This is a genomic window from Roseburia sp. AF22-2LB (assembly GCF_003461125.1).
GTDB lineage: Bacteria > Bacillota > Clostridia > Lachnospirales > Lachnospiraceae > Roseburia_C > Roseburia_C amylophila.
Genome location: NZ_QTWM01000003.1, coordinates 1 through 21,349, shown reverse-complemented (window position 1 = coordinate 21,349; position 21,349 = coordinate 1). Strand labels below are relative to the sequence as shown.

Annotated in this window: 19 protein-coding genes, 6 tRNA genes and 1 riboswitch; of the genes, 6 read left to right on the top strand and 19 right to left on the bottom strand. The window is 41.3% G+C overall.

All coding sequences use genetic code 11. The features are described 5' to 3' along the window. Nucleotides 1-333 precede the first annotated feature (333 nt). On the bottom strand, nucleotides 334-3,132 hold the full coding sequence (locus DWX96_RS05480; RefSeq protein WP_118082974.1) for a hypothetical protein: 2,799 nt from the start codon (nucleotides 3,130-3,132) through the stop codon (nucleotides 334-336). 256 nt (nucleotides 3,133-3,388) lie between these two features. After that, nucleotides 3,389-3,488: riboswitch (TPP riboswitch) on the top strand. 34 nt (nucleotides 3,489-3,522) lie between these two features. Between DWX96_RS05480 and thiT the strand changes: the two genes are divergently transcribed. After that, complete coding sequence (gene thiT, locus DWX96_RS05475; RefSeq protein WP_118056963.1) at nucleotides 3,523-4,179, top strand: energy-coupled thiamine transporter ThiT; 657 nt, start codon at nucleotides 3,523-3,525, stop codon at nucleotides 4,177-4,179. Between the two features lie 181 nt (nucleotides 4,180-4,360). On the opposite strand, the gene DWX96_RS05470 is transcribed toward thiT, so the two are convergent. Continuing rightward, nucleotides 4,361-5,734 (bottom strand): sodium-dependent transporter, encoded by a 1,374-nt coding sequence (locus tag DWX96_RS05470; protein WP_118056962.1) that lies wholly within the window; start codon nucleotides 5,732-5,734, stop codon nucleotides 4,361-4,363. Between the two features lie 382 nt (nucleotides 5,735-6,116). Between DWX96_RS05470 and DWX96_RS05465 the strand changes: the two genes are divergently transcribed. The 3 genes from DWX96_RS05465 to DWX96_RS05460 are packed head-to-tail and all read left to right on the top strand — an operon-like array spanning nucleotide 6,117 to nucleotide 7,232. After that, nucleotides 6,117-6,584 (top strand): Hsp20/alpha crystallin family protein, encoded by a 468-nt coding sequence (locus tag DWX96_RS05465; protein ID WP_117698326.1) that lies wholly within the window; start codon nucleotides 6,117-6,119, stop codon nucleotides 6,582-6,584. A 50-nt stretch (nucleotides 6,585-6,634) separates the two neighbouring features. Further along, entirely contained in the window at nucleotides 6,635-6,760 is a 126-nt protein-coding gene (locus DWX96_RS14740) for a hypothetical protein (protein ID WP_022242811.1), read from the top strand. 31 nt (nucleotides 6,761-6,791) lie between these two features. Beyond that, nucleotides 6,792-7,232, top strand: coding sequence for an Hsp20/alpha crystallin family protein (locus DWX96_RS05460; protein ID WP_118056961.1), 441 nt, complete (start codon nucleotides 6,792-6,794; stop codon nucleotides 7,230-7,232). A 104-nt stretch (nucleotides 7,233-7,336) separates the two neighbouring features. Here DWX96_RS05460 and DWX96_RS05455 read toward each other — a convergent pair whose 3' ends face one another. Next, a complete protein-coding gene (locus tag DWX96_RS05455; protein WP_117947404.1) occupies nucleotides 7,337-7,810 on the bottom strand; it encodes a methylglyoxal synthase in 474 nt (157 codons plus the stop codon). A 217-nt stretch (nucleotides 7,811-8,027) separates the two neighbouring features. Next, a tRNA-Pro gene (locus tag DWX96_RS05450) sits at nucleotides 8,028-8,101 on the bottom strand. Nucleotides 8,102-8,269: 168 nt separating this feature from the next. On the opposite strand from DWX96_RS05450, the gene DWX96_RS05445 reads away from it, so the two are divergent. Next, entirely contained in the window at nucleotides 8,270-10,591 is a 2,322-nt protein-coding gene (locus DWX96_RS05445; RefSeq protein ID WP_118056960.1) for a GGDEF domain-containing protein, read from the top strand. Nucleotides 10,592-10,670: 79 nt separating this feature from the next. On the opposite strand, the gene DWX96_RS14240 is transcribed toward DWX96_RS05445, so the two are convergent. The 5 genes from DWX96_RS14240 to DWX96_RS05425 form a co-directional block, all read right to left on the bottom strand. Continuing rightward, nucleotides 10,671-10,808 carry a hypothetical protein gene (locus tag DWX96_RS14240; RefSeq protein ID WP_158561817.1) on the bottom strand — a complete coding sequence of 46 codons (138 nt, stop codon included), beginning with the start codon at nucleotides 10,806-10,808 and terminating at the stop codon, nucleotides 10,671-10,673. Between the two features lie 73 nt (nucleotides 10,809-10,881). Then, on the bottom strand, nucleotides 10,882-12,660 hold the full coding sequence (locus DWX96_RS05440) for a glycoside hydrolase family 13 protein (RefSeq protein ID WP_118056959.1): 1,779 nt from the start codon (nucleotides 12,658-12,660) through the stop codon (nucleotides 10,882-10,884). Nucleotides 12,661-12,667: 7 nt separating this feature from the next. After that, nucleotides 12,668-13,513, bottom strand: a complete 846-nt coding sequence (locus DWX96_RS05435; RefSeq protein ID WP_022242817.1) for a sugar ABC transporter permease — start codon at nucleotides 13,511-13,513, stop codon at nucleotides 12,668-12,670. Continuing rightward, a complete protein-coding gene (locus DWX96_RS05430) occupies nucleotides 13,506-14,399 on the bottom strand; it encodes a carbohydrate ABC transporter permease (RefSeq protein WP_117842335.1) in 894 nt (297 codons plus the stop codon). Before DWX96_RS05430 ends, DWX96_RS05435 begins: the two co-directional genes overlap by 8 nt. A gap of 54 nt (nucleotides 14,400-14,453) precedes the next feature. Beyond that, nucleotides 14,454-15,716 carry an extracellular solute-binding protein gene (locus DWX96_RS05425; RefSeq protein WP_118056958.1) on the bottom strand — a complete coding sequence of 421 codons (1,263 nt, stop codon included), beginning with the start codon at nucleotides 15,714-15,716 and terminating at the stop codon, nucleotides 14,454-14,456. A 201-nt stretch (nucleotides 15,717-15,917) separates the two neighbouring features. On the opposite strand from DWX96_RS05425, the gene DWX96_RS05420 reads away from it, so the two are divergent. Then, nucleotides 15,918-16,937 (top strand): LacI family DNA-binding transcriptional regulator, encoded by a 1,020-nt coding sequence (locus DWX96_RS05420; protein WP_118056957.1) that lies wholly within the window; start codon nucleotides 15,918-15,920, stop codon nucleotides 16,935-16,937. Nucleotides 16,938-17,038: 101 nt separating this feature from the next. On the opposite strand, the gene aroB is transcribed toward DWX96_RS05420, so the two are convergent. The 10 genes from aroB to DWX96_RS05375 form a co-directional block, all read right to left on the bottom strand. After that, entirely contained in the window at nucleotides 17,039-18,154 is a 1,116-nt protein-coding gene (gene aroB / locus DWX96_RS05415) for a 3-dehydroquinate synthase (protein ID WP_117842331.1), read from the bottom strand. A 141-nt stretch (nucleotides 18,155-18,295) separates the two neighbouring features. Then, the gene (locus DWX96_RS05410) at nucleotides 18,296-19,204 is read right to left on the bottom strand and encodes an NAD-dependent epimerase/dehydratase family protein (protein WP_330416147.1); all 909 of its coding nucleotides are present in this window, start codon (nucleotides 19,202-19,204) and stop codon (nucleotides 18,296-18,298) included. Nucleotides 19,205-19,243: 39 nt separating this feature from the next. Then, nucleotides 19,244-19,705 carry a GNAT family N-acetyltransferase gene (locus DWX96_RS05405; RefSeq protein ID WP_118056956.1) on the bottom strand — a complete coding sequence of 154 codons (462 nt, stop codon included), beginning with the start codon at nucleotides 19,703-19,705 and terminating at the stop codon, nucleotides 19,244-19,246. Between the two features lie 84 nt (nucleotides 19,706-19,789). After that, nucleotides 19,790-20,269 (bottom strand): hypothetical protein, encoded by a 480-nt coding sequence (locus DWX96_RS05400; RefSeq protein WP_147337966.1) that lies wholly within the window; start codon nucleotides 20,267-20,269, stop codon nucleotides 19,790-19,792. Nucleotides 20,270-20,344: 75 nt separating this feature from the next. After that, nucleotides 20,345-20,512 (bottom strand): hypothetical protein, encoded by a 168-nt coding sequence (locus tag DWX96_RS14420; protein WP_022242825.1) that lies wholly within the window; start codon nucleotides 20,510-20,512, stop codon nucleotides 20,345-20,347. Nucleotides 20,513-20,806: 294 nt separating this feature from the next. Then, nucleotides 20,807-20,879: transfer RNA gene (locus tag DWX96_RS05395), tRNA-Lys, on the bottom strand. Nucleotides 20,880-20,900: 21 nt separating this feature from the next. After that, nucleotides 20,901-20,973, bottom strand: a tRNA-Phe gene (locus tag DWX96_RS05390). A gap of 5 nt (nucleotides 20,974-20,978) precedes the next feature. Beyond that, nucleotides 20,979-21,052, bottom strand: a tRNA-Met gene (locus DWX96_RS05385). A gap of 28 nt (nucleotides 21,053-21,080) precedes the next feature. Further along, nucleotides 21,081-21,162 (bottom strand) — tRNA-Tyr (locus DWX96_RS05380). Nucleotides 21,163-21,189: 27 nt separating this feature from the next. After that, nucleotides 21,190-21,262: transfer RNA gene (locus tag DWX96_RS05375), tRNA-Thr, on the bottom strand. Nucleotides 21,263-21,349 lie beyond the last annotated feature (87 nt).

Genomic DNA, 21,349 nt, shown 5'->3' with positions numbered 1-21,349 from the left:
GAGTTTGCTTAATTCGTTGATATCCTTCTGATTAATGGTATAGCTTACGGTTGTTGTTCCTGTATAGTTGCTGTTTTCTGCCGCCTTTAAGGTCAGAGTTGCAATTCCCGCATTGATTGCATTTTCACTGCTTTCAATACTGTATTCCTTATCGGTCAGAATATAGCCATTGGTGGTAGGGTACTGTAATACAACACCATCTCCGTCTGCGGTAGTAGAAATTACAACTTTCTGCTCAATTCCATTATATGTATAAGTTCCATTTACTCTTGCATTCAGTTCAGATATATCCTTCTTTGCAATGACTGCATATCCGGAAATATCTCCATAATACTAACCCTTGCCGGATACTACGAAGTAAATCGTCCCCGCATTGATAAATGCCTCATTTGTCTCAGAGCTTACAACATTCTTGTGTGCTGCATCACTATAGAAGGAAATGCTATAGGACGACGGTTCCGGAATTGCATCCATCATTTTTGTCTCAATTGCCTGAATCATTTCATCCTTATGGGAATTGCGGTTATAGGTTCCACCGGAAATATTAAATGCCGGCACAACGGTCGCAATATTTGCTCCAATAAAGAATGTGGTTGTTGCGGTTCCGGTATAATTCTTACCGTCTACTGCTTTGATTCTGACATATACTTTTCCGGAATTCTTATGTTCTGAAACCTGTTTACATAATTCATCGTCATAATATCCTTCAACTTCATAATCCACGCCTGCAACCAGTACACGGTTTCCATCAGATACACTGATACCCGGCTCCACTGCTTCTCCGGTATAACCGCAGTTGCTTGCAGTTACGGTCAGCGTGCTCATGTTCTTTGGTGTGATTTTATAAGAAGTACGGATACTTCCGCCTAAATTAGCATAAGTTCCAAGACCGCTGATTAATACATAATAAGTACCTGCGTCCACCGGCTCTGCAATGACCTTCTTGTATGCAGAATCCGTAAAATAAGTAACCTTAAAGTCTTCGCCCTGTACCAGGCCTTTGGCGCCGTTATTATCAGTAATACGGATTGCCGGTACCTGCATGCTGCCATTGTATTCAAAGGTAACCTGTGTCGGATCATAGTTTGCAGAACCTGCAACGATATTACACTCGCATTCATTTAATTTTCTTGGCACAATACTGAAGGTTCCACGGTTCACGCCACCCTCTGCCAGTGCATAATCTCCAGTCAGTCTGATATAAGCCTTTGCATTGTTGGTTCCAATTTCGATGTTATCTTCACAGGAAACCACTTCTACATACTGGCTGTCCAAGGTGACATTTTTACTACCTTCTTTATAATAAACGGTAATATTTGCAGGATCCGGCACAACAGCACTACCGGTATAAGTCTGGTCTGTAATTACAATATCTGTCGGGCTGATGTTCTTTGGCTTAATCATATAAGTATATACTCTTTCGCCTCCGGCATAATTACTGCCATCCAGACCGGTTATCTTAAGATAATAGGTTGCTGCATGAATCAGTTCCTGTACGCCCGTAGTCTCTTCCTTATCGTCTGCCGGCTCGGTACATTCCGGGTCACGATAAACAGCATAGTCAAAATCCGTTCCTTTTTTCAAGGCATTACCCTCATCATCGGTTGCTGTCAGGGATAATACCTTGCTCTTGCCGTCAAAGAAACTGGAATAACTGGTATCTTTATTAATGACACCTGCTTCTGTTCCGTTGATTGCCAGCTTAAAGGTACATTTATCTAAAGATTTTGCTACAATATCAAAATAAATCGGCTCTGCCTTGGTTCCAAGGTCTCCTTCATAATAATCAAGACCGGTAACTTTTACATAATATCTTCCGATGGAAGTCGGTTCAGATACTGCCTGAGTATATTCTGCATCTTTATAATAAGTAATCTTATATCTGGAATTACTAATGACATCACCGGATGTATTGGAAACGGTAATGTTTGGCACATTTTTCTTTCCATTATATTCCAGTTCATTTTTATCCAATACTGCTTTACCAAGCTTGTCATAGATCTCAAAGTTGATAAATGCGTTTCCGGTTAAATTTCCGGTTCCGGTAATAATCAGGTTATTGGTTCCGGTCTGTCCTGCAGTAGTTTCATTTCGGTATGCCACGTTGTAGTTGCCGGCAGGAATCTCAACGCCATTCAACTTCACTACTACCTCATTGGTCATATCCGGTTTACTATTCTTTACATAATAATATTTATCACTCTTTAAGGAAACACTGATGCCTGCTGCACTTAAATCTGCCTTGCCAATCAGGAAATTAAAGGTCTTGCTGCCCCGGTACAGAGAAGAAGAATTCGCTGTTACTGTCATCTTCGCTGTTCCGGCATTCGTATTGTCTGCCCAGCTGGTGGTATAGTCAGACGCCTGGATTCCTGCGGAGTTCTGGCTGTCAACCAGTGTAAATTCCGGTCTCTGTGCAGTTCCGGTATAAGTAGAATCACTCAGTCCATTGGAAACAGTTACAGAATCTGCCCCGATATTATAGTAAATATTGTAACGGTTCTCTGCAATTGTTCCGGAAAATGTATAGTTACTGCTGCTCTTTAATACAATTTTAAAGGAATGTGTTCCTACTGTGGTATTGCTTCCGGATGTATATTCTACGTTATAATCATCTGCTGAAAGGTTTACCATGGTAGGAGTACCGCTTATGATACCATACACCCCTGTAATCGTCGGTAATACATCACTTCCTGTATAATATACATATCCGTCTTCACCGGTTCCTTCCACCCCTTTATAATTAACACCGATATAGCTTAACTTCTGCTGTGCAATCGTAAAGCTCTTGGTGGTCTGCCATCTGTGGCTGTCTCCGATACCAACGATATCAATATATGCTGTTCCTGCGCTGGTATTATTACGGTAATAAACGGAGTAATCCTCTTTTTCTTTCAAAGTTTCTCCAGCAATCTGGACCGTAACTGCCGGCTTAACCTCCTGTCCGGTATAAGTATAGGTATCATTTCCGGTTGCAGTTGCACCATTTGCATCCGCTCCTAATGTAATGCTTCCATTGCTCGGAAATGCATCCGCCGCCTCTGCCGGTATTGCCGGAAGAACGCCTGCAATCATACAAACACTTAAAACTAATACCAGTATTCTTTTTCCAACATCCTTGTACTTACGCATAGAACCTCTCCTTGTTGCTTGTTGTTTCCTCATCTTTTTATCTTTACTATATTCCTTTTGCTTTTCAGATTCAAGAGTAACCCTTTTTTCTAAAAAAGCGCAGAAAAAGACACTTCTAAACCTTTTATCGACCGGAAGTTACTTTTTCTTTATATTTTCCAGCGGATTTTTTCATTTTTTAGAAAATCTTTTTCAGAAAATTAACACTTGACATTTTATACTACCACTGTTACCATTACAAACTGAAAACAAAATATCACTTTGCTAGGGGCGCCTTTGGCTGAGAAACGCATCTGCGTTGACCCTTATTACTTGAACCGGATAATACCGGCGTAAGGAAGCACATATACAACCTCCTGGCAGAGTATCATCTTTAAGGAGGATTTTTTTATGTCAATTTTTGCAACATACGACGGCTCATCTTACCAGCTTACCACCGCAGGTTTTACAGCCCTCGTTATCATCATGATTGCCATTCTTCTGATTGGCTGTGCTATCTTCGGTGGAAAGAAGAAATTCAGTGCAAAGCAGCTTGCATTTTCAGCTATGGCAATTGCCCTTGCCATGGTAACTTCCATGATTAAACTTTTCGATATGCCAATGGGCGGTTCCGTTACTTTACTGAGCATGTTATTCATCGTTCTGATTGGTTACTGGTATGGTCTGGGTGCCGGCTTAACCGCAGCTTTTGCTTACGGAATTCTGCAGTTAGTCGTTGACCCTTACATCATCAGTGTTCCACAGATGTTAGTGGACTACCTCTTCGCCTTTGGTGCATTAGGACTTTCCGGACTTTTCAGCAAATCCAAACATGGACTTATCAAAGGTTATATCGCTGGTGTATTAGGCCGATACTTCTTCGCATTCCTTTCCGGCTGGATTTTCTTCGGCATGTATGCTCCGGAAGAATTCCCGAATGCAGTGGTATACTCTCTTGCTTACAACGGTGCATACCTTGGTGCAGAAGCACTTATTACATTAATCATTATCTGTCTGCCACCAGTCCAGAAGGCATTGAATGCCGTTAAGGATATGGCAAATTCATAATATGATTCTGTCCAAAAAGAGCGTCTTTCCTAATTAGGAAAGAACGCTCTTTTTGATTACGCGAGTAGCGAGAAAAATCGCATGCTTGCATGCAGATTTGACGAGCACCGCGATAACTCGAGAAACTCGCAAAGCGTGTTTCTCGTAGTTGCATTTCTGTATTTTCTTAATTTGTCATTCATTACATCTGAATCCAGCCGAAAGCATTTGCTATGGAACTGATTAAAATAATCGCTGCAAAGATCGGACAAAGGTATTTTATCATCACTGTAAATATCTTTTTCCTGCGGAACGGGCTGCCGCCCCGGGTTACTTCTTCTTCAATCCGCTGCACTCCCACCACTCTTGATACCAGAAGGCAGGTTGCAATAGCCGCAATCGGCATCATCACGGAGTTCGTCAGGAAATCAAAGAAATCAAGAATCTGCATTCCGATAATTTTTACGTTCGCCAATGGTCCATATCCCAGTGTGGAAAGACTTCCCAGAAGAAGCATTACAATGCCGACAATTACCGTTGCTTTCCGTCTTTCCCAGCCCAGTTCATCTTCAAAAGTCGATACTGCACTTTCCGTTAATGCAATAGAACTTGTTATTGCTGCAAACAGCACCAGTACAAAAAACAAAATTCCGACTCCGGTTCCAAGCCCCATGCTGTCAAATACTTTTGGAATCGTAATAAACATCAATGATGGCCCCGCCTGCAGTGTTTCCGGATTTCCACCGGAAAATGCAAAGACTGCCGGAATAATCATCAGCCCTGCCATCATGGCAATCGCTGTATCGAAGATTTCCACGTTCTTCGTGGACTCCTCAATAGAAACTTCCTTCTTCATATAAGAACCAAAAGTAATGAGAATTCCCATGGCAATGGACAGGGAATAAAACATCTGTCCCATGGCTGTTACTACCGTCATCCATGAAAAATTCTTTACATTTGGCACCAGGAAATATTTTACTCCTTCTAAAGCTCCGGGTCTTGTCACAGAATAAATCGTTATTAATATAGAAAGAACAACCAGCACCGGCATCATAAATCTGGATACCCGCTCAATACCATTCCGGACGCCGGCAAAGATAATCCCCAACGTAAATACTGCAAAAAAAGCAAAGCAGATTTCTGTGGAAAGTCCGCTGGAAATGAAATCGGAAAAATATCCATCCGATGCAAGTTTACTGCCATTTCCCCTGATATATTCCACCAGATATTTCATTACCCAGCCGCCAATTACAGAATAATATGGCACGATTAAAACCGGAATAATCGCATTTATCCAGCCACCGAAAGAGAGCCAGCGGGATTTTCCAAAGGTATGATATGCTCCCACCGGGCTCTTCTTCGTCATTCTTCCGATAGAAGTCTCCGCCATAATCATCGTATATCCAAAAGTCAGTGCAAGTATAATATAAATCAGCAGAAAGATTCCTCCCCCATACTTTGCCGCAAGATATGGGAATCTCCATATGTTTCCCAGTCCCACAGAAGCGCCTGCTGCTGATAATACAAACCCTATCTTCCCCGAAAATGTACTTCTTTTCTCATTCTGTGTCTTCATTTTGTTTTTTCTCCTAAACTCATAATTTCCATGACGCAAAGTTATAGAAATCATAACACAGTCTCATAGTTCCTGCAATATTCTTTCCTTTTTATCATGCTACCCCTTATTTCCCCCTATATTTCTGCATTATATCTCCTTATATTTCATTTGTTTTTACAGTGCATTTCCATGTTTTTTCTTTGTTTTTGCACAATTTGTGTTTTTTCACAAATTTTTCACAATTTTATTAGCACTCACATCTTGACAGTGCTAATAATTGGTGCTATAACGTAGTCAGAACAAAGGAGAGGAACAAAAAAAGAGTTCCTAAAACATCCCGGTTCCAAAGAAACAAGGTAAACAAGCATAAAATGATTTATTAAAAAAGGAGAGATGACTTATGTTGATGCCTAGTATTTTTGGAGAGAATTTATTTGATGACTTCTTTGAGGATTTTCCATGGATGGACGATAACATGGATATGAAAAAAACTGAGAAAAAACTTTACGGTCGTAGAGCCGCACGTCTGATGAAGACAGATATCAAGGAACAAGATAATGGTTATGAACTGGTAATCGATTTACCTGGATTTAAGAAAGACGAAGTAAGTGCTTCCTTAGAGAACGGTTACCTGACCATCAGCGCTGCCAAAGGCCTGGATGAAAAAAATGAGGATAAGAAATCCGGCAGATATATCCGTAAGGAACGTTATTCCGGAGCCTGCAGCCGAAGCTTTTATGTGGGTGATGGCATTACCGAAGAGGATATCAAAGGCGAATTTAAACATGGTATTTTAAAACTCTTCGTTCCGAAGAAAGAAGCAAAACCTGCTGTGGAAGACCACAAGTACATCGCCATTGAAGGATAACAGAACTTTATATAGTATCTGATTCAGATTAAGAAAGGAAGCATGTTATTATGTCAGACAAAAATCCAAAACATCCATTAAAAAAGAAGAAAGTAAAAGCTAAAATTAATGTAGCCGACCATGAGGCTGTTGAGGAAGCCAGAGAAGCTCACAGAAGCAAGAAACATTATTACTAATTACAATAGACTATTTCAGGAGGAATGACTTATGTTAGTACCAAGTATTTTTTCAAACAACTTTGTAGATGATATATTCGATGATGTATTTCCATTCGGAGCTTACAATGCTCCTGCTGCAGACAACCGCGCTGCCATGAACACTGACGTTAAGGAATTTGACGACAGATATGAACTGGAATTTGAACTTCCAGGTTTTAAGAAAGAAGATATCCAGGCTGAGCTGAAAGACGGATACCTCATCGTCAATGCCAAACACCAGGACAACAAGGACGAAAAAGACAAAGATGGCAAATATATCCGTAAAGAACGTTACTATGGCTCTTACCAGCGTAGTTTCTATGTCGGAGATGGCGTTACTCAGGATGACATCAAAGGCGGTTTTGAAAATGGTATCCTGACTCTGACCGTTCCGAAGAAAGAAGTAAAACCTGCTGTGGAAGAAAAGAAATATATTTCCATTGAGGGATAATACCAGGATAATTAAAAGGAAAAAGGGGCGGTGTGAGTATTCACACCGCCTCTCCTTTTTATGTGAGAAACACGCTTTGCGTGTTTCTCGTAGTTTAGCTGACATTACTTTATCGTCGATGCCCGCTGTCTGATATTCTTATTAAAATTAATCACATTGTGATTATATTCTTCATCCATCAACTCGGAATGAATCATAAAATCTGCAGTTGCCTTATTATTTGCAATCGGGATGTCATATACCTGTGCAATACGAAGCAGCGCTTTTACATCCGGGTCATGAGGTGCTGCAGTAAGCGGATCTGAAAAGAAAATCACGAAGTCTACTTTTCCCTCTACTATCTTAGCACCAATCTGCTGGTCTCCGCCCAGCGGACCGCTGTTATAGCCTTTTACCGGCAGTCCCGTCTGGTCTGTAATCATTTTTGCCGTTGTTCCGGTTCCACAAAGGAAATGCTTCTTTAAAATTTCTGCATTGTCTTTGCACCACTGGATCAGTTCTGCTTTCTTTCCATCATGGGCAATCAATGCAATATTTTTCTGTTTTCCGATTGTCAAAGTAAGAAAATCCGGTTCCATACTCATATTGTGTCTTCTCCTTTATTGTATTATTTTCCAACCATTTCATTTATCAAGTGAAAATCAACTCCTGATAAACAATTGCAGCTCGCCAATCACGCTTATATGTTGACTTGCTTACGCTCATTATAACATGACAGGATGATTCCAGACAATGTTTGGGTAGAAATCTTCATATAAAAAACGAGCACACCTAACAGTGTACTCGTTTTTTTCGTCGATGCGACAGGATTTGAACCTGCGACCTCTGCGTCCCGAACGCAGCGCTCTACCAAGCTGAGCCACGCATCGTTATTCAGTTCTTTCACACGCTCAACTATATTAGCATATATCACATTTTTTGTCCAGTAATATTTTTATTTTCTTTTCTACTTAATCGTTTTATGTTATACTTAAGTCAATCATAAGAACGGCTTTTACAATGCCGAAGCAACTTTTTTTACCAGAGAAAGGCACATTATGGAGAACAACCAGAGACCAACAATTGCAATTATGTTAGGTGACACCCAGTCCAGCTACTCAGAAGACTTACTTCGAGGCTTCTATACCTGTGCCAGAGAAGAAGATATCAATATTATTTTTCTGATGGGACCTCAGATGCCACAATATTGTAAAGATATTTTATCCTGCAGTTTTGACGGGGACTATAATTATCAGTTTGATACGATTTATGATTATGTGCATTTTACCAAACCAGATGCACTCATTATTACCTATGGTTCTCTTTCTATTTTTAAAAGCAACCAGGTAAAGGCAGACTTTCTTTCCCATTATAAAGATATTCCATTTCTGATGTTAGAGGACACACCGGACGATTCTGACATTCCATACCTGATTGCTGACAACTACAACGGCATGCGGCAATGTATCGAACATCTTGTGAATGTCCATGGCTATCGTAAGATTGCTTTTGTAGCAGGACCAGCTAACAACAAAGACTCCAATGAACGGCTGAAAGCCTACCGCGATGTTATGGCGGAACATCAGCTTCCGGTCACGAATGATATGGTCGTCTATGGCAACTACTCAGAGCTTGTCACCGAGCAGGTGGAATATATTCTAGACCACAACCCGGAATTAGAGGCAATTGCTTTTGCAAATGATAATATGGCAAAGGCAGGATACCGCGTCTGTGCTGCAAGAGACCTTTTGGTGGGACATGACATTGCCATTACCGGTTTTGACGACATTGACCACGCAAAAACCATGGAGCCACCACTGACCAGTGTTTCCCACAGCAGCTTCCAGTTCAGCTACCAGGCATTACAGAATGCGCTTATGCTCTGTCAGGGAAAGAAGCCACAATCCTGCCGGATGTCAGCCATTTTTCACCAGAGAAGCTCCTGCGGCTGCCAGCTGCACACCCGCTTTACCACACTGCGTCATATCAGCATGGAGCAGCTGCACGATTTTATACACCAGCAGGTCGATGCTATGGCTGAGGAATTATTCTCTTCCATTTCATACGAAAAAGATCGTAATTACTATACCGAAGTTCTACATGCATATTTTGAAAATATATATGAAGAAATCTTTATCCGGAAGGGAACTGACTTCTCCAACGAGCCTCTGATTCGTTATCTGAGAAAGCTTACTGCATATCCCCATATTTCCGGAGAAATGCTCCTAGAGCAACTTACTTCATTACTCCGTACACTGATTAACTTCTCGGAGGAAGAACTGCTGCAGACACAGCTTTCCGGCATTTTATCCTTTACCCAGCAATACGTTCATTCTGCGGATGTCTTCCAGCTAGAAAAAGAAATCATGGATTCTAACCGGAAAGCCTGGTTTGTACCTTCCTTTACAAGAGATTTGATTAACTCCGGTGCCAATTTCAAAGAAACGATTACACATATCATGGAGCGGCTGCATCTGATGAATGTCAAAAGTTCCTTCTTTTTCTTCTTTGACAAACCGGTCATTCATCAGGAAAATGAGCTTGCAGAGTATCCGGACGAAATCTATCTGGCAGCATATTACCATGATGAAAAATCAGTCTACCATGAACCGGGCAAACGTCCAAAAGTAACGACTGCCAATGGATTTTCCAGTTTTCTTCCAAAGGAACACAGCCACTGCTATACATCATTTATCCTCTTTTCCGGAGATGAACAGTTCGGTCTGCTGCTTTGCGAAGTGGAACAGAAAGATATTTCCTTTATGCAGATTTGCAGCCTCCAGATTGGTGCACTCCTGCATTTTATCCAGTTAAATGCCAGCGAACGCCAGATTCAGAAAGAATTGCAGGATTCCATGAAAGTCATTCAGGAGCAGAACAGCATCTTAAGTTATATCTCTGAATATGACGATTTAAGCCAGCTTTTGAACCGCCGTGGATTTATGGAACGGGCATCCCATGCAATTGAATCCAATTCCGGCAAAAAAGCTTATCTTCTTTTTGGTGACTTGGATCACTTAAAGGAAATCAACGACTGCTTCTCCCATCTTGCCGGGGATTTTGCGTTACGCACAGTATCCGAACGGCTGCGTAAATGCCTGCCAAAGGATGCCATTACTGCAAGACTGGGCGGTGACGAATTTGTTTCCTTTATTTTAACCGATATACCGGATTTCAAGGAGCAGCTTTTAAAGAATCTGAAAGCAGAGAGCGATGCTTTTAATGCCGTATGCGATAAACCTTTTTATGTAGAAATCTCTGTCGGCATCTACGACTTCTACTGTAATCCGCAGATGGACTTAACAGACATTCTCAAGCACTCTGATGCAATCCTCTACGAGGAGAAAGCAAAACGTCGCAGCAGCATCAAGAAAGTCTGATTTCGTATCATCCTTCCGAAGGAAAGAATATATATGACATATATAAATGCCGGATGGTAAACCACCCGGCATTCTTTCATTATTCGTCCATTCCCCATTTGTCTTTCATGTACTCTTTTCCGAATCCAGAGCCAATATTTTCATTGATTCTGCGTCCGAAACAGGCATAAAATCCAATAACGGCTGCAAATATAATAATTCCAATTAAAATAACCATAGCAAACACCCTCCCTGCGTCACTTTGTTTTTCAAAGTATAACACAAGTATTTTGTAATGTCACTTGTCTTTTTCAGAATGCCACGAGTCTTCCTTCATAAGAAGACAGTTCTATATTTTTTTCCTGCAGCTCCTGTATTTCTGCCGAAGTAAGTTCCACTTTGTCAGGGCCTGTATTCAGCACTACCAGCACCCGGTCTTCTTCATAGCAGCGGGAAAATGCATAAACACCGGTAACATCATTACAATAGATGGTGCGATAATTTCCCCTGCGTAATGCCAGATGCTCTCTCCGAAGTGCTATCCACTCCTTGAATTTTCCGATTAAATTATCCTGATACGGCAATAAAGACTGTGGTTCAGTTTCATCTGATTGTCCGGATGCTCTCTGCCAGTCCATGGCTGCCCTGTATTCTGATTCTTCCGTACCATCAATATATACCTCATCCCCATAAAATACTGACGGCACGCCTACCCCCATAAAGAGATAGAAAAATGCCAGCTCCATTCTCTTTCTATTTCCATTGCAATAGCTTAAAAATCTCGGGATATCATGGGAATCCAGAAAATTCATCTGTGCCAGGCTCACCTGCCATGGGTAACGGTAAATCATCTGCTGCATCTGGGCATCAAATTCACTGACAGAAAGTTCTCCCCTTCCAAAAAAGTCCCGGCACAGATAAGAAAAAGTATAATTCATCGTAGAATCAAACTGGTCTCCCTGAAGCCAGATGCCTGCTTCTTCCCAGATTTCGCCTATTAGAAACATATCCTCTTTTACTGCTCTCACCGCATGACGGAAGGCTCTCCAGAATTCATGATTGATTTCATTTGCCACATCCAAGCGCCAGCCGTCAATATCTGCTTCCCGAATCCAGTAAGTTCCAACATTACAAAGGTACTCCACTACTTCAGGATTTCCGGTATTAAGCTTTGGCATTTCCTTTACATAGGCAAAAGCCTCATAATCCGGCGGATCAGCGTACTGTATCGTTTCCGGCAGGTGATAAAACCAGTTATAATATCTTGATGCTTTTCCCTTCTGCCGCACATCCCGGAATGCAAAGAAATCTGCTCCACAATGATTAAATACACCATCTAAAATAACCCGGATTCCTCTCTTGTGGCACTGCTGCACCAGTTCTTTTAAATCCGCTTTATTTCCAAAACAGGGGTCGATTTCAAAATAGTCAATGGTATCATATTTATGATAAGACGCTGCTTCAAAAATCGGATTCAGATAAATGCAGTTAATTCCAAGCTTTTCGATATAGTCAAGGTTTTCACAAATTCCTTTCAGTGTACCACCCAGATGATTCTTGCAAATCCGGTCCGGTAAAATTTTTCCATTGCTGTCGCTTTTTTCATCCGGCAAAAGCATATGCCTTGTCGCTTTTTCCGTCAGTTCCCGTCTGTCATTTGCAAAACTGTCCGGGAAAATATGATACATAACAATGTCTTCTGCCCACTCCGGGATATCTAAAATATCCTCTCTTCTAATATATGGAAACTGGAAATATTCTGCCCTGCCACAGGACAGTTTCTCTGCAAATCCTCTTCCATAATAATAAAGGCTTTCTGTATCGTCCTCTAACCGGAAATAATAGCATACCCTGGTATACGGAGACGTAATCTTAACTTCATAATAATCATAAAGCATATCGGATGCCACATGTTCCATTTCACTTTGTTTCACCGGAAGTGGCTCTTCCATCGCCACCCGGTCTCCCCAAAGCAGCACGCACCGTTTTAAATCGCCCTTTTTACAACGGATTCTTATTACCAGCCGGTCTTCTTTTTCTGCAAAGGCAAATTGTGACAGTGGAATATGCAAAATTGCTTCTTTTTCCATTTTATTTCTATCCTTTCACACCACCTGCAGTAAGACCGGATACCATATACTTTTGTATACAGAAGAAAATAATCAACACCGGAACAGATACAAGGATAGCGGCTGCGGAGAACATTCCCCAGCTTCTGGTGTAATCGTTGGACTGTAACTGATATAATCCACCTGCCAGTGTATAACTGTTTTCATTCAGTAGAAATGTTGTAGAAAACAGATATTCATTCCATACAAAAATAAGTACCATCACAGAAGTTACAATGATTGCCGGACGAGCCAGCGGCATTACTACCTTCCACAGCAGCTGGAAATCCGATGCACCGTCAATTTTCGATGCTTCTTCGATTTCTATCGGAATGGTATCAAAATACCCTTTCATATTCCAGATAGAGAAAATGCACATGCTTCCCGCATAAATAATCACCAGTCCCAGTTTCGTATCCAGCATATTCATCTGTTTTAAAAGACGGAATAATGCAAACATGGACAGAATCTGCGGGAATGCATTTAAGAGAAGCAGTAATTTTAAAATGCCATTTCTTCCCTTAAAACGGTATCTTGAAAATGCATAAGATGACACCATGGCAAATCCGATAGCAATAACCATTGTAAAGAAGCTTAATACGGCAGAGTTATAAAACCACCGCAAAAACGGCTTCTGCGTCAGTATATTTTTATAATTATCCAGTGTAAATTCCTTTGGAAACAAAGATAATCCGGAGGACAATGCTCCACTTCCCCTTTCAAAGGAAAGATTCAACGCATATAAAATCGGTACCAGTGCCAGCAGACACAGTATAATATAAAAAATATGTAAACCGCTAAGCTGTAAAATCTGTTTTCTCTTTTTCTTAGTCATAATTTTCCTCCTTTACCCCTCGATTGGTAAACAGCGAAAATACCATGATAAGGAAAAAGATAATAATAGATACCGCAGAGGACAGCCCATAGTTATTTGAAACAAACGCATTCTGCTGTGCATAAGTAATTACGGTCTGTAAGGTTGCCCCTGAATATGCTCCCTTCTGCATCGTAAGAAGATATACGATATCAAACTGCTTAAATGTGGTAAATGTCGTCATAATAACCGCCGGTGCAATAATTCCTTTCATTGCCGGAACGGTAATATGGATGTTCTTTGACCAGAAACCTGCTCCATCCAGTTCTGCGCTTTCATAATAGCTGCGGTCAATGCTGGACAGTGCACCGTCTATCATCATAATCATAAACGGCAATGCCATCCACAGGTTTAGAGTCATGCAGGAGAGAAATGCCGGCACATTGGTGGAAAGGAAATTTACCTTTCCAAAGCCAAGTGCCACCAGAATCTTATTCAGAAGACCAAACTCTGTGTTATAAATGCCTACCCTCCACAAAAGAATGGACACATATGCAGGCATTGCCCACGGGAACATCAAAAGAGTCTTGTATACACGTTTTCCCTTTAAATCTTCTCTTTGAAATCCCAATGCAATAAAATATGCCACAACTACCTGTATCACCATATTTAATGTGGTCCAAAGTAATGTTGTAAACAGTGCTCCAAGGAAACCGGAGTCTGCCTTTAATAATGCCCTGCTATAGTTGGATAGTCCGATAAATTCATAATTTGACCAGTGAAAAAGATTCATATTGGTCAGTGATATATAGCCCGTATAAATAATCGGGAATACAATAACCATTCCAATCAATATCAGTGCCGGCATACTGTAAAGCCATGGTGTTAATTTCCGTTTGTTCTTCATATACACACTTCTCTTCCTAATTTTCCTCTTTATTGCTTCTAAATAAACTCCTGCTTACTGCATATCTGCAATGGCATTCAATGCCTCCTGCTGATAAGTCTCTGCTGCAGTGTCAATATCTTCCCCTGATTTGTTGACTGCCGCCAAAAATTCTTCTGTCGGTCCCCACATAACGCTCATCTGTGGAATGTTTGGCATAGGCTGTGCAGTTTCTGCAGTTGCTTTCATTGCCATAATCATCTCATTTGCAGCAACATCTGCGTCATCATATGCTTTGCTGTTTGCCGGTGCACAGTTTGATTTATTTGCCAATGCAATACCTACTTCCGGACTTGCAATTGTCTCTAATACTTTTGCAATTGCTTCTTTCTTATTTTCTGCTGCATATTTTAAGACACCAATGCTCTGTACACCTGAATATGGTGCCAGTCCGTTTCCATTCGGAAGTTTAAAATCCGCCAAGGATTTAATACCAAGGTCAATGCCCGCTGCCTTGATTCCGGATACCAGCCATGGTCCACCGATGATTGCTGCTGCCTGGCCTTCATTGAATAATGCAGTTACAGTGTTGTAATCTCCATCTGCCTCCAATGCTGCAAATTTCTGATTGTATGCGATAGCATCCTTGGTTTCCTGTGTATTTAATCCAGGATTTGCATCTTTATCAATAATATATCCACCAAAACCATTGATCACCGGTGCCACATTGTATGCGGTAGAATGCTGATTTACCAGCGCATAAGTTCCTGCATCCACATCGGTATGCGCTACCATATAATCATACAGTTCATCTGTTGTTTCCGGCACATCACCTTCCCATTTTGCCTTATTATACATAAAGAGCAATGTCTCATAATAAACCGGCATCAGGTACTGGGTATCCTTATAATTACCTGCTTCTACGGTCATCGGTAATAAATCCGCCATTACATCCTCACTGATAACATCCGTAATCGGAGCTAAAATCCCCATTTCTGCAAATGTTCCCAATGAATCATGTGCATAAAGATACATATCCGGTCCGTTGGATTCATCATTTCCATATAACTGAAGCTGGTCGGTCAGACCGCTCTTCTTTTCAAAGGTAACCTTGATATTATCCTCTGCCAGTTTCTCATTCGCACAATCCGCAATGGTCTGCATGATATTCTCATCCCCATCATGCCAGATTTTTACTTCTGTCATTTCATCCTCTGCATCATTTCCAAGTACTTCTGTAGTCTTTCCTTCGTCATTTCCTGCTTCTTTTCCACAACCGGATAATGTGCCGATTGTCATTGCGGTACAGAGCAACAGACTCAACACCCTTTTCTTCATAAAAATACCTCCGTTTTCCGGTTTCTTTAGGAAACCGTTTTCTTTATTTTCTTTTTTTCCTGCAATTGGTTCCTCTTGCTAAGTCTATATTTATCACTTTTTTCCCTTGTTTACAATGTCTATTTGTCAAAAATGATTGACTTTGTTAGGAAACCGCTATACTATATTTGTAAATTTATACATTTTTTCAGGAGGTATTTTATGTCTGTTACCATCAATGATGTTGCCAATGAAGCCGGTGTTTCCAAATCCACTGTTTCTAAAGTTTTAAATCACTGGACCACCATATCCCCAGCCACTGTGGAAAAGGTTCATGCAGCAATTGAAAAGCTTCATTATACCCCTAACTCCCGGGCTGTAAGCTTTGCAAAAGGTGCTACTTCCAATATTGTCTATCTTACCAATCTGGGGAAAGATACTGCTTATCGGAATCCGCATATGTTTGACATTATGTGCGGCGTACACCATACCTTGTCCGAAAACAACTATTCCCTGACGCTTGTCAACACTTCTGAAGAACACTATCCCGGAGAAAAAGTCAGTGAAGTTATCACAAGCGGTTCCTCCGATGGTCTTATCATCCATGGCTCCGCTATTAATAAAGAGATTGCAAATCTCATCCTGGATGCCGGCTTTCCACATATTATCATCGGTCATCCGGGATTTGAAAGCCGGCTGTGCTGGGTAGATACCAACCACGCCCTTGCCGGTGAATATGCCGCTGCCCACATGATAGCCTGTGGTTATACAGATGTTGCCTTTATCGGAGAACGCAAAACTGATTATATTTCCGCCCAGCGTCAGAAAGGCTTCATGGCAGGAATGTTAGACCGGGGTTATCATATTCCTGCTTCCCGTACCGGAAATACTGATTCCAGCCGTCAGCACGCTTATTCCGTTACTTCTGATATGCTGACACAGCCTGTACCGCCTCGCGCTATTGTATGTGAAAATAACACCCTCGCATTAGGTGTCATCCAGGCAGTCAAAGACCGGCAGCTTTCCATCCCGGATGACATTGCCATACTTACCTTTGACGTCTACCCATATTCCAGCATCATCGACCCACAGCTTACCATTGTAGATATCAATGTCTATGATACCGGTGTGCAGGCTGGCTCCATGATGATCCGTAAGCTTCAGAACCCGGAACTTCTCATCCAAAGCTATACAACGCTTCCTGTTATCATCCAGGGAGAAAGCACCAGACCACTGACATAAAAAATACCCCTGTCAATCTGACAGGGGCTTGTTCCCTTTTGCGCTCATTATATGATAATTAATGATACGCCAATCAGCTTATCATTAACTTTCATCGCTCACTATTTCATTTTCATAATGATATCTCTTGCAACGGCTTCGTCCACCGGTGTGGCAAATACGCCTTCCTCAAACTCTACGATTCCACCGATTCCTTTCTCTACAACGAAACGGAGTTTTCCGTCCCGGACTTTCTTATCCGTATATAATTTCTTAACCAGGGCTTCCCGGTCAATGTATTCCGGAATCTCTACCGGCAGCTTCGCTTTCTCTAACAGATTCTTTACTGCTGTTTTTTCTTCTTCTGTCATGTAACCAAGTCGGTGTGCCAGTTCTGTCATAGCTACCATTCCAATGGAAAGTGCTTCTCCATGAAGCAGTCTGTAGTCACTGACTGTCTCAATGGCACGCCCTACCGTATGTCCTAGATTCAAGATTTCTCTTAAGCCCTGCTCCTTTTCATCCTTCATTACCACAGCATATTTAATCTGGCAATTCTTCTTTGCGATGTATTCACAGGCTTCTCTATCTCCCGCAAAAATATCTTCCATATGTTTTTCCAGGAATTCAAACATTTCCTTATCTGCCATGCAGGCATGTTTGATTGTCTCTGCCATACCACTGGATAACTGTCGCTGTGGCAGTGTTTTCCATGCTGCAATGTCAAGATATACTTTCTCCGGCTGGTTAAAAAGTCCAATCAGATTCGTTGCCAGTGGTGTGTCTACTGCGGTTTTTCCACCAACAGATGCATCTGCCGCCGCCAAAAGTGTCGTAGCATAGTTAATGAATGGCACTCCTCTGCCATAGGTTCCTGCCAGAAATCCAGACAAATCGGTTACCACACCACCACCAACGGCGATGATGCAGCAGTCTCTCCGGAAACCTGCCTCTAACATGGCATCTTCTACTTCCTCTTTCGTCTTTCTGGTTTTGCTGGTCTCTCCTGCCGCAAAGACAAATTCTTTTGCCTGATATCCGGCTTCCTGCAACAATGTTACAATGTGATCTGCATAAAGTTCCTTTACAGTGCTATCAGTAATTACTGCAAATTTCTTAATCTTTCCAACCAAACCGTTTTTCAAATCTTCTATTAACCGGTTCTCAAGCTGGTAGCCTATCTCGATTTCGTAACTGTCATCAACTACCTTCTTCAATTCTACCTGAAATACGCTCATGTTTTCTCCGTTCTATCCTGTGTCTTGTAAATCTGCGTCTGTCTCAGATTTTTATTTCGTTTATTATACTATTTTGCTCTTTTCTCTGCAACCACCGAAACTCTAATCGAAAGAAATTCCCAGTTTGTGAAATATCCTATTTCATGTCAGATGTTCCTCTATGTATGTAATATATGGCTTCTTATTTACCTTATCCTGATTTGCCACATACCAGTCATAAGCTTCTTTTAACCCATCCGCCAATGGCTTTGTTTCTTTCATAAGTGCAAGCTGTTTCCTGACATCCAGTGCATATTCATAATTATAAAAGCTGAAGTAATTGCGCTGTTCTTCCTCCGCTGGAACTTCCACAAACTCCGGCTGCTTTCCTGCCGCCTGATAGCACAGAGTTACCCAGTCACGAATGGATATGTTTTCTTTATTTCCAACATTGAAAATATGCTGCTCCGGTTGTTTTTCCACCAGAATATCTATAAATCTACACAAATCCTCCACATGAAAAAATTGCAGCTTCATGCCGCCCTCCTGTGGCAGATAAAATTTCCGGTTTTCCAATGCACAGTCAAATACAAAGGCTTCCCGGTATACATTATTCATCGGTCCATATAAATAAGGCGGTCTAAGGATATATGCCTTCGGATTTCTCTGCATCAGTGCTGCCTCAGCCGCTATTTTATTTGTTCCATATGCACCCCAGTGCACATTTTCTGCAAGCTGTATTTCTTCCGTAAATGGTGCCGGCGCATATTCCGGATATACGGCACTTGAACTTATAAGAACATAATCTTTGTAACTTTCCAATGCATTCAGCAAATCCTCCACATCTTCCCTGGTATATGCGGTATCAATTACCAGGTCAAAATGCAGTCCCTGCAGTGCATCACCGATCGCATGCCGGTCTGCCTGAATCAGTTTTACAGCCGCCGACTGCGGTTTGGTGTTTCGATTTAACACATAAACCTCATCACCTTTTGCCACATAATGCTCTGCAATAAACCGACTCACAAATACAGTGCCACCAGTTACCAAGATTTTTCTCATACTTGTCATACTTGTCCTCCTTGTGCATGGGTTTCTATGAAATTTTTATTATTCCCGCTCTATTGTTAAAACCATACATTCTTTAGATTCGGTAAATCCGCAGGCATGATACAAGGCTCTGCCACTCTCCGTTGTATCCAGAATCAGTTCTGTCACGCCACGCAATTTGGCTTCATTTATCAGAAGTTCCATCATATGGTGGGCAATCCCCTGTCCACGATAGTCCTTCTTTGTATATACATTCATAATATGTCCACGTTTTCCGGTAGGATGGGTAAATGTCGGCATGACCTCAATATAGCTGACCGACGCACAGCCAACTACTTTTCTTCCATCCATTGCCAGAATTGTCGTCTGATTACCATCTTCAAAATACAGTCTGCTGCTGTCGACCAGATTATCCGGAAATGTATCATCCTCTGACAAATCATTTACTTCCCGCAGCATCTCCAGCCGGGTACTCATCAGATTCTCCATATCTCTTCGTGACGCATTCATATATGTTATCATAATCATTCCTCCAGGTCGCATTTTTTCTGTCTTCTTCGTACAGCAGTATCATATCACAGAACGGAGGAAATAATACTTAATTTTTTATGATTCTTTGATTTCCATATAAAATGTCACATTCTTACAATCATATCCTACGAACTTCAGTCGATTTTTTCCCTCTTTCAACTGAATAGAATAGGTAGTCAGTTCATTCACTTCAGAATCCGGCGTACATTCCACCACCGTTGACACATTTCCATCCTCATCAATCTGCACCAGCTTTGCTTTTCCTTCATCCAGCGTAAACACAAGCGTTATATCTACCCACGTCGCGCTGCTGCAATTCGCTTCCCAGAGTGTCTCCCTGCCATCAAATTTTCCAACGGTGTATGTCACATTATTTCCATAATTATTCAATACACTATTTGTTTTAGCATACCGGTCCCCACCCTCTGCTATCTGAATATCTGAATCGTACTGCTCTTTTGCAAATTTATTATTACAGCCAGTAAGCAATAGCCCTATAACTAAAATACATACTATGCCAAATCTTTTCATTTTCCCTGTAATCTTGTTTTTCATTCTATTTTTAATCTTCCTTTTCATTTACACTTCCTTTGCGTTCTCTCTTCTTTTCCGTTCACTCTTCCTCTTCATTCACTCTTCTCTATCACCGATTGCATGAACAACGCAGGCAAATCCCGCAACCATCGAAAATAAAATAGCTCCTCCCATTGAATTGTCCAAAAAAGCCCCCATAAAGAAACCTACAATTCCCGCAAGTACCATAATACAAACTGCATCCACTGCTTTAAATTTTCTCATAAAAATACCTCCGTTTTTTGCGTTCTTCTTGTTTTTAACTTCTATTTACCCACAACAATTTACATATCATATTATACTTATTATTGTTTCGCATGTATATAGCTTATCTTTAGCTTTCTTTTATGAATTACTTTTTGACTTTCTTTTTTTAATGAAATAAAGACGAAGGGATTCAAAAATGCCCTTGAAGATGGGGTGAAGATGAATATTTAGGCTTACTTAGCACTACTTCCGATTACTCACAAAAATGGCGGAAATACTATATTTATCAGCATTTCCGCCATTTTTAACTACTGAGACATCGGGGATTCGAACCCCGGACAACTTGATTAAAAGTCAAGTGCTCTACCAACTGAGCTAATATCCCATTTCTCAGGTTTTCTGAGAATGCCCAGTTCCGGAATCGAACCAGAGACACGAGGATTTTCAGTCCTCTGCTCTACCAACTGAGCTAACTGGGCAAGAGTTGCGGGAACAGGATTTGAACCTGTGACCTTCGGGTTATGAGCCCGACGAGCTTCCAGACTGCTCCATCCCGCGTTATTCAATTATCTTCTAAAAAGAAGAATGGGCAGAGGTGGATTCGAACCACCGAAGCAATTTGCAGCAGATTTACAGTCTGTCCCCTTTGGCCACTCGGGAATCTGCCCATTTCTATACAATATAAAATTGTATAAAGCCGATGATCGGACTCGAACCGATAACCTGCTGATTACAAATCAGCTGCTCTGCCAATTGAGCCACATCGGCATATCTTGCGCTACACTTATAACTACAAGAAAAGTGGGACCTACAGGGCTCGAACCTGTGACCCTCTGCTTGTAAGGCAGATGCTCT

What these genes read in the sequence shown, in the direction of transcription:
- DWX96_RS05480 (WP_118082974.1), bottom strand. Translation starts at nt 3,132, where the DNA reads ATGCGTAAGTACAAGGATGTTGGAAAAAGAATACTGGTATTAGTTTTA.
- thiT (WP_118056963.1), top strand. Translation starts at nt 3,523, where the DNA reads ATGTCAATTTTTGCAACATACGACGGCTCATCTTACCAGCTTACCACC.
- DWX96_RS05470 (WP_118056962.1), bottom strand. Translation starts at nt 5,734, where the DNA reads ATGAAGACACAGAATGAGAAAAGAAGTACATTTTCGGGGAAGATAGGG.
- DWX96_RS05465 (WP_117698326.1), top strand. Translation starts at nt 6,117, where the DNA reads ATGTTGATGCCTAGTATTTTTGGAGAGAATTTATTTGATGACTTCTTT.
- DWX96_RS14740 (WP_022242811.1), top strand. Translation starts at nt 6,635, where the DNA reads ATGTCAGACAAAAATCCAAAACATCCATTAAAAAAGAAGAAAGTAAAA.
- DWX96_RS05460 (WP_118056961.1), top strand. Translation starts at nt 6,792, where the DNA reads ATGTTAGTACCAAGTATTTTTTCAAACAACTTTGTAGATGATATATTC.
- DWX96_RS05455 (WP_117947404.1), bottom strand. Translation starts at nt 7,810, where the DNA reads ATGGAACCGGATTTTCTTACTTTGACAATCGGAAAACAGAAAAATATT.
- DWX96_RS05445 (WP_118056960.1), top strand. Translation starts at nt 8,270, where the DNA reads ATGGAGAACAACCAGAGACCAACAATTGCAATTATGTTAGGTGACACC.
- DWX96_RS14240 (WP_158561817.1), bottom strand. Translation starts at nt 10,808, where the DNA reads ATGGTTATTTTAATTGGAATTATTATATTTGCAGCCGTTATTGGATTT.
- DWX96_RS05440 (WP_118056959.1), bottom strand. Translation starts at nt 12,660, where the DNA reads ATGGAAAAAGAAGCAATTTTGCATATTCCACTGTCACAATTTGCCTTT.
- DWX96_RS05435 (WP_022242817.1), bottom strand. Translation starts at nt 13,513, where the DNA reads ATGACTAAGAAAAAGAGAAAACAGATTTTACAGCTTAGCGGTTTACAT.
- DWX96_RS05430 (WP_117842335.1), bottom strand. Translation starts at nt 14,399, where the DNA reads ATGAAGAACAAACGGAAATTAACACCATGGCTTTACAGTATGCCGGCA.
- DWX96_RS05425 (WP_118056958.1), bottom strand. Translation starts at nt 15,716, where the DNA reads ATGAAGAAAAGGGTGTTGAGTCTGTTGCTCTGTACCGCAATGACAATC.
- DWX96_RS05420 (WP_118056957.1), top strand. Translation starts at nt 15,918, where the DNA reads ATGTCTGTTACCATCAATGATGTTGCCAATGAAGCCGGTGTTTCCAAA.
- aroB (WP_117842331.1), bottom strand. Translation starts at nt 18,154, where the DNA reads ATGAGCGTATTTCAGGTAGAATTGAAGAAGGTAGTTGATGACAGTTAC.
- DWX96_RS05410 (WP_330416147.1), bottom strand. Translation starts at nt 19,204, where the DNA reads ATGACAAGTATGAGAAAAATCTTGGTAACTGGTGGCACTGTATTTGTG.
- DWX96_RS05405 (WP_118056956.1), bottom strand. Translation starts at nt 19,705, where the DNA reads ATGATAACATATATGAATGCGTCACGAAGAGATATGGAGAATCTGATG.
- DWX96_RS05400 (WP_147337966.1), bottom strand. Translation starts at nt 20,269, where the DNA reads ATGAAAAACAAGATTACAGGGAAAATGAAAAGATTTGGCATAGTATGT.
- DWX96_RS14420 (WP_022242825.1), bottom strand. Translation starts at nt 20,512, where the DNA reads ATGAGAAAATTTAAAGCAGTGGATGCAGTTTGTATTATGGTACTTGCG.